This is a genomic window from Vibrio sp. 661 (genome assembly GCF_033339315.1).
In the GTDB taxonomy this organism is placed as follows: domain Bacteria; phylum Pseudomonadota; class Gammaproteobacteria; order Enterobacterales; family Vibrionaceae; genus Vibrio; species Vibrio alginolyticus.
Map to the genome: position 1 here is coordinate 15,409 of NZ_JAWOUJ010000029.1, position 12,530 is coordinate 27,938.

Consider the following 12,530-nt stretch of genomic DNA (forward strand, 5'->3'; position numbering starts at 1 on the left):
TAAGGCAGATTCGCAACGCATGGCATTCTCGGTTCAAATTGAGTTTTGTGTTTACGGTGCGGTGGTTTAAGTTAGGTGTAGGCGTCGCTCACTACTTAACGCGGCGTTAGGCGAATGGAGTAAATAATGAGATTTTTGATTGTTATTTTGGGGATGTTTTCCACATTAGCAGCGACGGCAGAAGAGACTCGATGTGGATGGCTTGAAAATCCTTCTCCTGCCAATATGTGGTTGATTGATCGCGATGGCTCATGGGATATATCAGTCCAAGGTACTTCAAATGCATTGGACGATAAATCGATGGAACTGCTTTATCAAGCGACTGCAAATGAAAATGAATTTGTTAGAACAAATCGAAACTATGGTTTTAGTTGTGCTTGCTTAACAGTGGACGTAGACGAAGAGCAAAATTCGATTACAACAATCTATAAATCCAAGCAGTTACCTTTGAAGCAGTGTTTAGAGGACATATCCATAACGAAAGATATTCCACTTCCTTTTAAGTAATTCGCCTAACAAACTGTTCAAGAGGGATTCGCAACGCGTGGCATTTTTACTATGCGTTGGTTTTAGTGATTAAGGTGGTATGCGGCGGCGTTTGTATTGCGTTGCTCACCCCTTAACAGGGCGTTAGGCAATAAGCGTATATAAATAGGAAATAAGTTCGATGAACCAATGTGTTTTATGTGGAACACTGCACAATAAGTTATCAAAGGAACACATTGTTCCAAGGTGGCTTCAAAAGTATTTCAATCTAAATGATCAAAAATTGGGTTTATCAAATGGTACATCGATAAAGTACAATCAAGCTGTTGTACCTGCGTGTCATACTTGTAACTCAGAAATATTTAGTAGTCTTGAGAAAAGAATACGAGAAAACACATCTTCGCCAATGGATTACTATCTTTGGGCATTAAAAGTAAGTTATGCGCTGTCATATAAAGATACTACACTACCAATTGATCGTTCTAATCCTGCCAAAGGTACAATCATTCCCAAAGAGATGGTAGATATTGATTCGGGTGTAATTTACAGCTTGTTTAATTTGCTTTCATCTGATTCGAAGACTGTCAATCCATCACCATTTGGTTCTGTTTTTGTTATTAACAAAGAAGTAGATAAAGGCAAGGGCTTTTTCTTAGTGGATGTGCCAGCCCCTTATCGAGCATTAGCAATAACATTACCAGATAGGATTCTAATTGTGTTATTTGGAGATCGTGGTGTTGTACAAAAAATTACGCCAATAGATGCTGTTAACAAGCTATATGAATCTATCAAAGATGTTAGGTATATTCTGTTTCACTTACTAAAAACACAAAATCAATTAACACTTCCTTCTCAATGTATTGTAAGTGAAAAGGGTACCGAATCTAAGCCAATACCAACAAAGATTCTCATTCGTAAACAGAAACAAGTTTGGTATGAAGAGATTGCAAATTTCTGTGGTCTTCCGATTCAATATGGAGCGTTGAATTTTGAAAAAGATCAAAAAATGACTATGCCTAAGTATTTTAAAATTGCCTAACAAAGCATTTAAGAGTGATTCGCAACGCTTGGCAGTTTCGCTTCGCTCAAGTATAGCCAAGCGCTGCTCACACCTTAATGCGGCGTTATAGCGCACGATAAAATTGAATATGGATGGTCATGGATAATATCGAAAAAGAGCTCTATCAAGCAGCAATAGAACTAGTAAATATGCGATATCCTTCTGGTTGGGGTGGAGCTGCGGCTGTTAGAACAGAGTCAGGAAAAATATTAACAAGCATTGCTCCTGATACTAAAAACGATGCTCTTTCACTATGCATGGAGGTGGGAGCGTATTTAGAGGCTCACAAACTCAATGAGCGAGTGACCCACTCATTATGCCTGTGTCGTGAGAGCGAGAACGATGAATTTCTAATTTTGTCACCATGCGGAGTTTGCCAAAAGCGCCTCGTCCATTGGGGTGGGGATGTCAAAGCAGCAATTACGACTTCAGGGAATGCATTGGTTTTCAAGACTATACGAGAATTAATGCCTCATCATTGGTCACTTGTAAACGGCAAAGCGCTATAACAAACTGTTTAAGAGTGATTCGCAACGCGTGGCATTTTTACTATGCGTTGGTTTTAGTGTTTAAGGTGGTATGCAGTGGCTTCGGTATTGCGTTGCTCACACCTTAACAGGGCGTTATGTACTTTTACGGAAAATCAGAAATTTATGGATGAAAATGCTGAAATTTGGCGTCAGTACTACGAAAAGGCACTATCTCGCCCACATTCAAAACGTACTGAATTTGCTGTTAGACTCAATGAATCAAACCTCAAAGTAGCCACTGACTGTGGCTGTGGAACCGGCAGTGATATCGAATACCTCGATCAACAGGGTTATCAAGTTCACGGCTTCGATATTAATCCTGATTCAGTTGCTATTTGTAGAGACAGGTTTGGGTCAAAGTCATTAGTGGATATTTCAGCGTCCTCGTTTGAGTCGTTCGACTATCCAAAATCTGGTGTAGTTATCGCAAACTCCAGTTTGTTCTTCGCTGACCCAAACCAATTTGCATCGACTTGGAGCAACATCAGTTCTTCAATTGAAATCGGTGGAGTGTTTGCTGGTGACTTCATGGGTTTCAAGGACAGTTGGGCTAACAACTATCGTAGCCCTACAACATCGTTGTCGGAATCAGAAGTAAAGGCTCTGTTCTCGGGTTTTGAAATAGTCAGGTTCTTCGAACGTGATGAAACAGCGAAAACGTCATTGGGTAGAATGAAGCATTGGCATACATATTCCGTGGTCGCGGTGAAACGTACATAACAAAGCGTTTAAGACAGATTCGCAACGCTAGGCATTTTTCATTCCATCGTTGGGTTTTGTGTTTAAGGTGGTATGGTTAGGTTTCGCGGTGGCGTTGCTCACTACTTAACGCGGCGTTATGTTTTCGGGAGGAATTAAATGAATCCAAATATCCAATCAGCTCTGAGTTCGAAGGACAATATTCAAACCAAGATAAACGTCGGTGAGCGATATAGGTTGATGCACAAAAAGATAAAATCAGGAAGCCTTTGGATTGAGGTACAAAGGGAAGCGTATCGAGTCAAAGTTACAGGTGACGTTAAGCTTAGGCTACAAAATTTTATCACTAAGTTAGTCGATTCCGAACCAAGTGATGATCAAGGTAATCCAGTTTGGCGCGTACCATTTGGTAGCAGCCTCAAAACTATTATATGTGAGTACAATCGATTGGCTTAGGCTACAAACATAACAATCTGTTCAAGAGGGATTCGCAACGCGTGGCATTTTCACTATGCGTTGGTTTTGGTGTTTAAGGTGGTATGCGGCGGCTTTTGTATTGCGTTACTCACCCCTTAACAGAGCGTTAGGCGACATGAGATAAACGATAGAGTAGTGATAGTATCTTGGCGTGAATCTAGCTTCAGTTAATAGAAAAGGAGTGGATTAATGAATGGTAAAGCATTTGATAATTGGCAAAAATCTCGAAAGAAAGGATGTTTAAATTGGCTTTTCAGAACAACTTTCGTCACAGCCATTTTGTACATGATTTTTAATGTTATTTTCCTTTATCCATCTTCTGACGCGGCAGGCATTACGATTTTCTTATCGGATAATGCTCTTAATTACTCAATTTACACTATCGGGATGTTTTTCGCATTTTGGGCTATTTGGCTATACAACGAATCTTCGTATGAGAAAGAAGTTAAACGTAGAAATGTCGCCTAACAAACTGTTCAAGAGGGATTCGCAACGCGTGGCATTTTCACTATGCGTTGGTTTTTGTGTTTAAGGTGGTATGCGGCGGCTTTGGTATTGCGTTGCTCACCCCTTAACAGGGCGTTAGGTTTTTCGAGGAAAAATATGAGTATTCAGGAAATATCAAAAGAAGAGTTTGATTCTCTCAATGTCGATAGTATGGGTTTTTTCCCTGAGAGAGCTTGGTTTCGTAGTTCTGAGATTGATCTTGCAGGTACAGTCATACGTGACCCATATGATAAAGACTGGTCATATGTTGTTTTAGCTAAAGATGAAGACCACATCTATAGATGTATAAAAGCTGATGTTAGTCTCCCAAATCAGGCTCATGCCGAGGATAAGATCCTTTCACTAATGAGTGAAATGGAAATAAAAGGTTCATTCGAAGAAAACTTTTACATTGAATCTAAAGAGATTATTACTGATGATGCAATTAATGTTGTAACGTCAATCGATGACCAAATCAAAATCTACCTCAAAAAGAACCCAGAAAAAATGTATGACTTAACTCCAAGAAAATTTGAAGAGTTAGTCGCCAGTATACTGAAAGATATGGGTTTCGACGTTGAGCTAACTAAAGCAACAAGAGATGGTGGGCGCGATATTATTGCTTATGTTCGTAATTCCGTAAGCAGTTACTTGACGCATATTGAGTGCAAAAAATATGCTCCAGACAATAAAGTTGGTGTTGGTATAATTCGTGAAGTTATGGGTGTTCATAACCTAAGGCAAGCAACAAAAAGCATTATTGTAACTACTGGCTTCTTCAGTCGAGATGCTATTAAAGAGGCTGAAATGGCAAAAAATCATCTTGATCTGAAAGACTTCAATGATCTCAAATCTTGGTTACAACAATACTGAAGGTAGACACAAACCTAACAAACTGTTTAAGAGTGATTCGCAACGCGTGGCATTTTTACCATGCGTTGATTTTAGTGATTAAGGTGGTATGCGGCAGCTCTGGTATTGCGTCGCTCACACCTTAACAGGGCGTTAGTACTGGGTTGGCATCAAAGGCTAAAAGTTCCTGTTATTATTGGTTTCTTTTCCTCGCTTTACATCTGATCAAATGTGCCTTTCAGGTTCGCTCCGGTGGCACTAGATGTGAAGTTTCCGCTTTGACTTCATCGTTTACGGTCTCTAACTTTTGGGCTATTTCTCTGGCGTGGTTTCTTTGGCGCTGAGAAATTTTCGGCAAAATAAGCGTTTCTTTGTCGCAGTTGTTCAAGTTTGAAGTCCGTATTCTTTGCTAATTTAAAAACGGTGAAAAAGGGCTGTTAAGCATGTTTTTCTTCTAGCCAACTTACGTCTTGAAGTTAGTTTTCAGTTAGGCAGTTTTCTGTTTAGCCTCAGTGTTTTAAGCCAACAGTTTCGTGCTATATTTCAATGTCTTGGCATGTACCAAAGGCTTTGCGGGCAGCGTACTAACAAACAATTCAAGAGGGATTCGTAACGCGTGGCATTTTTACTATGCGTTAATTTTAGTGATTAGGCGGTTTGCGGTAACATCGGTGTTGCGTTACTCACCCCTTAATTGGGCGTTATGTGTCAATGGGTTTCTAAACAGAGTGAGAAAGATAAAAATGCAGTTTATTTGGGAAGTCTCGGACGTAGAAATAGATACCTTGTTACCTCAGTGGAAATGGTTGCTTAATCCTACAGGGAAACCTTTGTATCTAACCATCATGGGTGACTGGCTATTTGGTGAAGTGGATGGCTCAATTTCATTGTTATCGGTTTTAGATGGTACCTATGAAACAATTGCTTCGGACTTTCATGAGTACAATAAAATGAATAAATCACAAGATTGGTGTGATAATGTCTTTTTAACTAGTTGGTATGACTTGGCGCTCGAACACGGGCTACAACCAAAACAAAACGAATGCTTAGGTTGGGATCTGCATCCAATTATTGGTGGTGAGTTTTGTATGGAAAATTTGCAAGTATTTACTATGAAAGTATATCAATCACTAATGTCTCAGTTGCATTTTCAACTTCAGCACGCAAACACATAACAAACTGTTTAAGAGTGATTCGCAACGCGTGGCATTTTTGCTATGCGTTGCGTCTAGTGTTTAAGGTGGCATGCGGGAGCATCGGTATTGCGTTGCTCACACCTTAACAGGGCGTTATGTAGCTAGGTAAGAAATGGAGTATAAATGGTTGGTTTAGTTCGATTTGTATTGGTTGCGAATGTAATAGCAGCCGTAATAGTTGTTGGTCTAGAGATGTCTACAGGCTTCTTGGGACTTAAGTTTGTATCGGACTATGCATTTTTCATCGTGATGCTTATATGGGGTACGACAGCCTTATTTTTCATGTATCCACCTCTGGGTGGTATGGGGCAGTCTGACGACAAGGTTGATAGGATTACAGACTCAATGGTTGACCGTAGTGTTGCGGACGAAATCGATGATGAGCGGTTCTCAGAAAATACAGCCTTTTGTATCAAACTCCTCATAGCTGGCGTGCCTGCATTCTTGGTTTGTGTCCTTGCGAGCATCGCTACATAACAAACTGTTCAAGAGGGATTCACAACGCGTGGCATTTTCACTATGCGTTGGTTTAAGTGATTAAGGTGGTATGTGGCGGCTTTGTTATTGCGTTGCTCACCCCTTAACAGAGCGTTATGAGCTAAAGGGTAATTAGGAGAATAGTTCTGTTGATCAGTGTGGCTGTTTTTTGTGTCATTGTGGGTTTCTACTTTTGGTATGGAGAAAGTGATACGTCGGTAAAGGAAGCTGGTATTGCAATGCTTGCCTATATTGCGTATACGATTTTGTATTTGTTTGTTCCGCCTTTCCCTTTGGGCACGTCATCACAAATGGGGCAATTATACGGTTTTGTGCCACTGTTATCTTTTGGGGCCATTTTATTTCCTCATTTCAATACACAATCACCGGAAACAATAACACGAACAATCGGTTGGTTTGGCCTTATCACAGTTGCGCTTATCCTCGTTTGTTTCAAACTTTTTGTCTGGTAAGTGGGCAACGTAAGTACGCTCATAACAAACTGTTTAAGAGGGATTCGCAACGCGTGGTATTTTTACTATGCGTTGCGTTTAGTGTTTAAGGTGTTATGCGGGAGCTTTGGTATTGCGTTGCTCACCCCTTAACAGGGCGTTATACGAATAGAGGGAATTTATGTATAAGAGTACTGATTTTAGCTTGGATTCAAAAGAGTTCAGGTTTAAGAAAGACTCATATCCTTTGTCTAAGATAAACAATGCTAGGGTTAAAGAGTTAAGTTTTCTTGATAATTTAGGTCAAGTTTTATTCTGGGTGTGTGTTTTTTCAGGGGCAGTTTGGTTAGTTATTCCAAGGTTGGAAGAGGTGCCACAATGGCTACTAGTTTTAGTTCTTAGTCTGACGGTTGTAGGTTTGGTTTTTGCTCTTTTTCGTTGTTCTAAATATGCACTTCAAGTCGAGTTTCGCCACATAGATGAAACGGGCGTTCAATGGGTCAATGTCGCTAAGTCATACTCAAAGTCAGATTGTGAGTTATTTGAACAGCAAGTGTTGGCACTGAAAAAATTCGTATAACAAATTGTTCAAGAGTGATTCGGCACGCGTGGCATTTTTACTATGCGTTGGCTTTAGTGGTTAAGGTGTTATGCGGAACCTTCGGTATTGCGTGCCTCACACCTTAACAAGGCGTTATAGCTTTGGAGTAAAAATGGCATTCAACTTAACAGAAGAACAATTAGTTAATACTGAGGTGGAGCTTGGTGCAAGGCTCCCTCATGATTATCGTGAATCGATGAAGACTGACAATGGTGGTGAGGCAACGACCGAAGAAGATGACTGGGAGCTTTACCCAATCAAGGACAACTCCGATCGAAAAAGGCTAGCTCGTACTTGTAACCACATTATTGCAGAAACCAAGGCGTGTTTTGGTTTTGGCAACTTTCCTCATCATGCATTGGCTATTGCTAGTAACGGTCTTGGTGATCAAATGGTTTCCTTAAAAGAGTCAGAACAGTTCAAGCCCGAAGTTTATGTTTGGCTTCATGAAACCGGAGAGATTAAGTTGCTTGCAAGTTCATTTGCCAAGTTAGAAAAGCTATAACAAAGTGTTCAAGAGTGATTCGGCACGCGTGGCATTTTTACTATGAGTTTATTTTAGTGGTTAAGGTGGTATGCGGATGCTTAGGTATTGTGTGCCTCACACCTTAACAAGGCGTTATGTATCTGTAGCTTGGTTGATTTTGGAGTATTCGATGTGAATGCATATTGTTCGATGTGAGCGCATGTTGTTCGATTGATTGTTTTGGGGCGTGAATTTTGTTGTTTAGAAACTAGATCCATCTTAGCTTTCGCTCTTCACGTTTTATCTGAGGAGTGAAAAATGATTGATGTTAATTCGTATGTTGTACTTTGGAGTGCAACGCAACAAAAGTTCCATGTAGAGTCTGTGCAAGATATGTGTTCTAAAAACAATAAACACTTCCTAAATCAGCAGGTTTCCGATTACGTGGTTTTGGATTTTTCGAAAAACAAAGAAGAAGCTAAAGAACTTGCGAAAAAATACCAAGCTAAAAGAGATGAAATTTACGCATAGTTTGAAAGAATTTTGGCTATCGAACTTGCTAGGCTGTAGTTCTTACACATAACAAACTGTTCAAGAGGGATTCGCAACGCGTAGCATTTTCACTATGCGTTGCGTTTTGTGTTTAAGATGGTATGCGTAGGCATCGGTATTGCGTTGCTCACCCCTTAACAGGGCGTTAGGTGTATTCAAGTTTTCATGGAAAAACTGCGCATGAATAAAGAAAAGATAGAATTAGTATTGTCCGAAAATTTGGGTGAAGGGTTTCGGATAGTCTATGAAGATGGACAAATTTCACCTGCTATAGAATGGGTTGATTGGGTGCAACTGTCTGATGACGAAAATGACATCCAAGTGGTAGTTAACTTTGAAGACGACAGTGAAAAAGTCTTCAGTAAGGGAGTGGCGTTAAGCCAAATTTGGCACGAAGATGTCTAAAGTATCGCCACTGATTTTGTATTTGTTTGGTTCTGTCTTCTTCAAAACAATTGGAACACGCACCTAACAAGGCGTTTAAGGCGGATTCACAACGCTTGGCGATTTCAGTTCAAGTCAGCTTAAGTGTTTAAGGTGCAAGGGGTTTGGGTTTGGTGGTAGGCGTTGTTCACCACTTAACGCGGCGTTATGTGCTTTAGGAGAAAACGATGAATAAGTGTCTAATCATCATATTAGCTAGTCTTTCATTTGGTGCTCTTGCTGAAGAAGAGTCCATTGACTGTAATAATGCGATGACCACAATCGAGATAAACCAATGTACTGCTATTGAACTAGAGTCAGCACAAGTTAAATTAGACAAATATCTAAACACTAGCTTTGAGCACAACTCTCATGACCCAGAACTGATCGCAGCAATTAAGCTTGCTCAACAGGATTGGCAAGCATATATGTCCTCTCACTGTGATTCGGTTTATACGCAATGGCGTGATGGAACTATTCGTGGAGTTATGGCGATATCGTGCAAAACTAAGTTAACTAAGCAAAGAACGCACGAGTTATGGGAAAACTTTTTAACTTATATGGACAGTACACCACCAGTTTTACCGGAGCCAAGTGTAGAGTAGGTTTCAACCACGCACATAACAAACTGTTCAAGAGTGATTCGCAACGCGTGGCATTTTTGCTATGCGTTGAATTTAGTGATTAAGGTGGTATGCGGGGGCTTCGGTATTGCGTTGCTCACACCTTAACAGGGCGTTATGTTGCTTCCATTACTTATAGTTTTCTGGTAATTGAGCGTGGCCATCTTTTTCAGCGAGATAGACAAGTGCATCAATCACTCGGACGGACGTTAAAAGGTTCTCTTCATTACAGCTATCTAATTCAAATGAAAGGTAAATACGGTCTAATTCAACTTTAAGAAATAGGTTGCCCTGGGGAGCTCTGTCTTGGGTTAAAGCGAAGACGCCAACCCCAATAAAGTGAGAACTGTTCAGGTTTCTAGTAGCGTAGATATCACACTTTAACTTGTGGGCGAGCGTTAAAAAATCTAGAAGTAAGTTAATTTGCTCGTCTGAAACGTGATCTAGTGCTTTTATATGCGGTTCTTTACAGAAACGTTCTAAATAGCTAATCATTTCGTCGATATCGTTGTTAAATAGCATCGTTGGTCGCTCGTGTTGTAAGGCCGGCGATTGTACTTTAGAACAGCAACATAACAAAGCGTTCAAGAGGGACAGTCAACGCGTGGCGACTTTGGCTTAAATCTTGGCATTTGTGTTTTCGGTGGTAATTTGCAATTTGGTGGTAGCGCGTTGCTGCCCCTTAACGCGGCGTTATGCGCCAAAAATTGGATTCACATCCATGCTTTTGTGGAGTATACGGATAATCTCAATATTTTGACTGCCGATCTGACGATAAAATATTACGTGGCTTCCTTGGGGGAATTTTCTGTATCCATCGCGAATTTCGTCACAGGTTTTACCAATGTCAGGGTTTTCGGCTAACAGCCAAAATGAGTCATCAAACTGTTTTAGATAAATATTTCGCTGTTCACGACCCCAGCGTCGAGAGGTAAACAAGGCTATATCTCTTAAATCAGATTTCGCCTTGTTAGTTAACTGAAATGGTCTCATTTTTTCTCTTCGCTATCTAACTCATTGATAAACGAATCAAGGTCATAATCCGCAACTCCACTTTCTTCACCTTCAACAAGTAATTGGCGTAAAGTGTTCATTTTAGTTTCTTGGGTTTCAAGTAAACGTAAAGCGGAACGAATGACTTCACTTGCAGAGGCATAGCGACCGCTTTGGATTTGATTAGCAATAAAACCGTCAAAATGGTCACCCAAAGTAATACTAGTGTTCTTAGCCATAATATAGCCCTCAATACCAATAGATACCTAATTATGGTATTATTTGGGCTTGGATGCAAGGCGCATAACAAAGCGTTTAAGACAGATTAGCAACGCTTGGCAGTTTCGCTTCGCTCAAGTATAGCCAAGCGCTGCTCACTACTTAACGCGGCGTTAGCTGTTCTCAGAAGTTAAGAAGGAAATATGGATTTTTTACAACCAAATAGGCGGCAATTTGAAAGTGATCCGTTTAGCTACAGTGCTCAAGGTTATTTAAAGTGGAATTTGTTGCAAGCGATGGTTACTGGTTGTGATTTTGACCCTTATGCTGAACCGAAAATGGAAGATCTCAAAAGTCCTGTTTTGTGGTTGGCTCAAGCTGAAGCCTTAACACAAGCAGCTCTAGCAATAATTAAATCTGAACCTAAGTTTGAAACAATGCCGCTAAATTTTAAAGGGATATGTGATAGTCAATTTTGTGCTGTTGGTTTAATGCTTGTTGGCTACAGTTTGGAAGTTGCACTGAAGGCTATGATGGTTATTGAACATGGTGTGGATGGCTATCTTAAAATAGAAAAAACTACTCGACACCATAGGTTACATGAGCTGGCAAATTTTGTGCCCGCACTATCAAAGAAGGACAAAGCTATATTAAGGGCTCTAACTCATTTTGTATATTGGGCAGGTCGCTACCCAGACCCTGGTTCTGGTCGAGAAGGGGATGCTTCAAACATTTTTGAAATAGCCGAAAAATATGAAATTACGGCGCATGACCTATTCAGTGTTGCTTCTAGGGTTATGAAGCATACAGAAAAAGTCGTCGAAAAAAACATCTAACAAACTGTTTAAGAGTGATTCGCAACGCGTGGCATTTTTACTATGCGCTGTATTTAGTGATTAAGGTGGTATGCGGCTACTTTGGCATTGCGTTGCTCACACCTTAACAGGGCGTTAGGTGTATGTAGGCGCGCTAACCAAATTGATATTCGTTATTTGTACTATCATTAACGAGTCTAATCAACCTTATAAGGAGAGACTCAGTATGGCTAGGATTTATCGACTTCAGCTTGATGCAACTACTCTTAGCGAAATAGCTGCAGGTAAAGTAGTTGCTACAGAAATTTTGAAGTTTGACTCAAATAGTGAAATTCAAGACTTTACCAAAGATCCAGAAGGCTTCGTTAGAAAAGTAGGTTTGTATACTCCGAACATGACTTTTAATGGACTCAGATTACCAAAGGGGACAACGTTACAGCAAATAGCATCAAACCCGAGTATGGTTTCCAAAGTAGACGTTATACACGAATCTACATGCCAGCTAGCTTGGGATTTTTAAGGTTCTGTACACTTAATACAATTGCTAGACTTGAGTGTTTGATGTGGTTTAAGTTAATCCGAAGTGCGCAAAATATGAAGTATGCGATGGAATCAATTAACCAATGAGGAAAATACATGCTTTATAAATCATTGACTTTAAAAGTCGGAGACAAAAAATCTGATAATGAAGTTTCGAGGGTCCTCTCGAGAGAAGCAAAAAATGGATTTGTAGTTTCAAATATGTCTACGACGCTCTCCCCGGACGGAGAGCTGGTATCTAATTATCTTCTTCAGAGAGTTCCGATTAGCCACTTAGAAAATGAACCTGGCGATCCTCCCAACTTAAGAAGAATCTTACTAGGGAACAGCATACATTATTGGGACCCATGCGGAGATCCAATTGATCCACATGAATAAACCTAACAATCTGTTTAAGAGTGATTCGCAACGCTTGGCATTTTTGCTATGCGTTGCGTTTTGTGCTTAAGGTGGCATGCGGCGGCATCGGTATTGCGTTGCTCACACCTTAACAGGGCGTTATGCCGATAAGAGGAAATATGGATAGTAAATGGGAGTGCTTTGGGTGCGGGCATAGCAATGAACACTCATCATTAAAGTGTGA

General features: G+C 40.3%; 20 protein-coding genes. 17 read left to right on the top strand and 3 right to left on the bottom strand.

All coding sequences use genetic code 11. The features are described 5' to 3' along the window. Positions 1-126: 126 nt before the first annotated feature. The 15 genes from R7P69_RS23790 (at position 127) to R7P69_RS23865 (ending at position 9,362) form a co-directional block, all read left to right on the top strand. Positions 127-507: a DUF4087 domain-containing protein gene (locus tag R7P69_RS23790; protein ID WP_046875139.1), complete on the top strand. Its 381-nt coding sequence runs from the start codon at positions 127-129 to the stop codon at positions 505-507. Between the two features lie 160 nt (positions 508-667). Beyond that, positions 668-1,525, top strand: a complete 858-nt coding sequence (locus R7P69_RS23795; RefSeq protein ID WP_238951972.1) for a hypothetical protein — start codon at positions 668-670, stop codon at positions 1,523-1,525. Between the two features lie 119 nt (positions 1,526-1,644). Further along, complete coding sequence (locus tag R7P69_RS23800) at positions 1,645-2,055, top strand: cytidine deaminase (protein ID WP_238951971.1); 411 nt, start codon at positions 1,645-1,647, stop codon at positions 2,053-2,055. Positions 2,056-2,199: 144 nt separating this feature from the next. After that, positions 2,200-2,796, top strand: a complete 597-nt coding sequence (locus R7P69_RS23805) for a class I SAM-dependent methyltransferase (protein ID WP_238951970.1) — start codon at positions 2,200-2,202, stop codon at positions 2,794-2,796. 138 nt (positions 2,797-2,934) lie between these two features. Beyond that, positions 2,935-3,231 carry a hypothetical protein gene (locus R7P69_RS23810; protein WP_238951969.1) on the top strand — a complete coding sequence of 99 codons (297 nt, stop codon included), beginning with the start codon at positions 2,935-2,937 and terminating at the stop codon, positions 3,229-3,231. A gap of 210 nt (positions 3,232-3,441) precedes the next feature. Next, positions 3,442-3,720, top strand: a complete 279-nt coding sequence (locus R7P69_RS23820; protein WP_115386111.1) for a hypothetical protein — start codon at positions 3,442-3,444, stop codon at positions 3,718-3,720. Between the two features lie 135 nt (positions 3,721-3,855). Beyond that, the gene (locus R7P69_RS23825; RefSeq protein ID WP_129152875.1) at positions 3,856-4,611 is read left to right on the top strand and encodes a restriction endonuclease; all 756 of its coding nucleotides are present in this window, start codon (positions 3,856-3,858) and stop codon (positions 4,609-4,611) included. A gap of 722 nt (positions 4,612-5,333) precedes the next feature. Continuing rightward, positions 5,334-5,765: a T6SS immunity protein Tdi1 domain-containing protein gene (locus tag R7P69_RS23830; RefSeq protein WP_238951967.1), complete on the top strand. Its 432-nt coding sequence runs from the start codon at positions 5,334-5,336 to the stop codon at positions 5,763-5,765. Positions 5,766-5,909: 144 nt separating this feature from the next. Further along, a complete protein-coding gene (locus R7P69_RS23835; RefSeq protein WP_213962183.1) occupies positions 5,910-6,263 on the top strand; it encodes a hypothetical protein in 354 nt (117 codons plus the stop codon). A gap of 158 nt (positions 6,264-6,421) precedes the next feature. Further along, complete coding sequence (locus tag R7P69_RS23840; protein WP_238952354.1) at positions 6,422-6,736, top strand: hypothetical protein; 315 nt, start codon at positions 6,422-6,424, stop codon at positions 6,734-6,736. A 160-nt stretch (positions 6,737-6,896) separates the two neighbouring features. Further along, the gene (locus R7P69_RS23845) at positions 6,897-7,295 is read left to right on the top strand and encodes a hypothetical protein (protein WP_238951966.1); all 399 of its coding nucleotides are present in this window, start codon (positions 6,897-6,899) and stop codon (positions 7,293-7,295) included. A gap of 133 nt (positions 7,296-7,428) precedes the next feature. After that, entirely contained in the window at positions 7,429-7,821 is a 393-nt protein-coding gene (locus tag R7P69_RS23850; protein ID WP_238951965.1) for an SMI1/KNR4 family protein, read from the top strand. A 279-nt stretch (positions 7,822-8,100) separates the two neighbouring features. Continuing rightward, complete coding sequence (locus R7P69_RS23855) at positions 8,101-8,313, top strand: hypothetical protein (RefSeq protein WP_029858137.1); 213 nt, start codon at positions 8,101-8,103, stop codon at positions 8,311-8,313. A gap of 201 nt (positions 8,314-8,514) precedes the next feature. Continuing rightward, entirely contained in the window at positions 8,515-8,739 is a 225-nt protein-coding gene (locus R7P69_RS23860) for a hypothetical protein (RefSeq protein WP_031781290.1), read from the top strand. A 206-nt stretch (positions 8,740-8,945) separates the two neighbouring features. Then, on the top strand, positions 8,946-9,362 hold the full coding sequence (locus tag R7P69_RS23865; protein WP_017821968.1) for a lysozyme inhibitor LprI family protein: 417 nt from the start codon (positions 8,946-8,948) through the stop codon (positions 9,360-9,362). 147 nt (positions 9,363-9,509) lie between these two features. On the opposite strand, the gene R7P69_RS23870 is transcribed toward R7P69_RS23865, so the two are convergent. The 3 genes from R7P69_RS23870 to R7P69_RS23880 all read right to left on the bottom strand — a co-directional run bounded on the left by R7P69_RS23870 (position 9,510) and on the right by R7P69_RS23880 (position 10,612). Continuing rightward, positions 9,510-9,902 (bottom strand): hypothetical protein, encoded by a 393-nt coding sequence (locus R7P69_RS23870; protein ID WP_054575588.1) that lies wholly within the window; start codon positions 9,900-9,902, stop codon positions 9,510-9,512. Positions 9,903-10,073: 171 nt separating this feature from the next. Continuing rightward, entirely contained in the window at positions 10,074-10,373 is a 300-nt protein-coding gene (locus R7P69_RS23875; RefSeq protein WP_038940224.1) for a type II toxin-antitoxin system RelE/ParE family toxin, read from the bottom strand. Next, complete coding sequence (locus tag R7P69_RS23880; protein ID WP_053304443.1) at positions 10,370-10,612, bottom strand: type II toxin-antitoxin system ParD family antitoxin; 243 nt, start codon at positions 10,610-10,612, stop codon at positions 10,370-10,372. The genes R7P69_RS23875 and R7P69_RS23880 overlap by 4 nt, the downstream gene beginning before the upstream one ends. A 183-nt stretch (positions 10,613-10,795) precedes the next feature. On the opposite strand from R7P69_RS23880, the gene R7P69_RS23885 reads away from it, so the two are divergent. Both R7P69_RS23885 and R7P69_RS23890 read left to right on the top strand, forming a co-directional pair. Beyond that, complete coding sequence (locus R7P69_RS23885) at positions 10,796-11,428, top strand: HEPN domain-containing protein (RefSeq protein WP_054575587.1); 633 nt, start codon at positions 10,796-10,798, stop codon at positions 11,426-11,428. A gap of 205 nt (positions 11,429-11,633) precedes the next feature. Continuing rightward, positions 11,634-11,927, top strand: coding sequence for a hypothetical protein (locus R7P69_RS23890; RefSeq protein WP_054575586.1), 294 nt, complete (start codon positions 11,634-11,636; stop codon positions 11,925-11,927). The last annotated feature ends 603 nt before the right edge of the window (positions 11,928-12,530 follow it).

What these genes read in the sequence shown, in the direction of transcription:
- R7P69_RS23850 (WP_238951965.1), top strand. Translation starts at nt 7,429, where the DNA reads ATGGCATTCAACTTAACAGAAGAACAATTAGTTAATACTGAGGTGGAG.
- R7P69_RS23890 (WP_054575586.1), top strand. Translation starts at nt 11,634, where the DNA reads ATGGCTAGGATTTATCGACTTCAGCTTGATGCAACTACTCTTAGCGAA.
- R7P69_RS23875 (WP_038940224.1), bottom strand. Translation starts at nt 10,373, where the DNA reads ATGAGACCATTTCAGTTAACTAACAAGGCGAAATCTGATTTAAGAGAT.
- R7P69_RS23845 (WP_238951966.1), top strand. Translation starts at nt 6,897, where the DNA reads ATGTATAAGAGTACTGATTTTAGCTTGGATTCAAAAGAGTTCAGGTTT.
- R7P69_RS23810 (WP_238951969.1), top strand. Translation starts at nt 2,935, where the DNA reads ATGAATCCAAATATCCAATCAGCTCTGAGTTCGAAGGACAATATTCAA.
- R7P69_RS23800 (WP_238951971.1), top strand. Translation starts at nt 1,645, where the DNA reads ATGGATAATATCGAAAAAGAGCTCTATCAAGCAGCAATAGAACTAGTA.
- R7P69_RS23860 (WP_031781290.1), top strand. Translation starts at nt 8,515, where the DNA reads ATGAATAAAGAAAAGATAGAATTAGTATTGTCCGAAAATTTGGGTGAA.
- R7P69_RS23830 (WP_238951967.1), top strand. Translation starts at nt 5,334, where the DNA reads ATGCAGTTTATTTGGGAAGTCTCGGACGTAGAAATAGATACCTTGTTA.
- R7P69_RS23825 (WP_129152875.1), top strand. Translation starts at nt 3,856, where the DNA reads ATGAGTATTCAGGAAATATCAAAAGAAGAGTTTGATTCTCTCAATGTC.
- R7P69_RS23790 (WP_046875139.1), top strand. Translation starts at nt 127, where the DNA reads ATGAGATTTTTGATTGTTATTTTGGGGATGTTTTCCACATTAGCAGCG.
- R7P69_RS23805 (WP_238951970.1), top strand. Translation starts at nt 2,200, where the DNA reads ATGGATGAAAATGCTGAAATTTGGCGTCAGTACTACGAAAAGGCACTA.
- R7P69_RS23795 (WP_238951972.1), top strand. Translation starts at nt 668, where the DNA reads ATGAACCAATGTGTTTTATGTGGAACACTGCACAATAAGTTATCAAAG.
- R7P69_RS23835 (WP_213962183.1), top strand. Translation starts at nt 5,910, where the DNA reads ATGGTTGGTTTAGTTCGATTTGTATTGGTTGCGAATGTAATAGCAGCC.
- R7P69_RS23885 (WP_054575587.1), top strand. Translation starts at nt 10,796, where the DNA reads ATGGATTTTTTACAACCAAATAGGCGGCAATTTGAAAGTGATCCGTTT.
- R7P69_RS23880 (WP_053304443.1), bottom strand. Translation starts at nt 10,612, where the DNA reads ATGGCTAAGAACACTAGTATTACTTTGGGTGACCATTTTGACGGTTTT.
- R7P69_RS23820 (WP_115386111.1), top strand. Translation starts at nt 3,442, where the DNA reads ATGAATGGTAAAGCATTTGATAATTGGCAAAAATCTCGAAAGAAAGGA.
- R7P69_RS23855 (WP_029858137.1), top strand. Translation starts at nt 8,101, where the DNA reads ATGATTGATGTTAATTCGTATGTTGTACTTTGGAGTGCAACGCAACAA.
- R7P69_RS23865 (WP_017821968.1), top strand. Translation starts at nt 8,946, where the DNA reads ATGAATAAGTGTCTAATCATCATATTAGCTAGTCTTTCATTTGGTGCT.
- R7P69_RS23870 (WP_054575588.1), bottom strand. Translation starts at nt 9,902, where the DNA reads ATGCTATTTAACAACGATATCGACGAAATGATTAGCTATTTAGAACGT.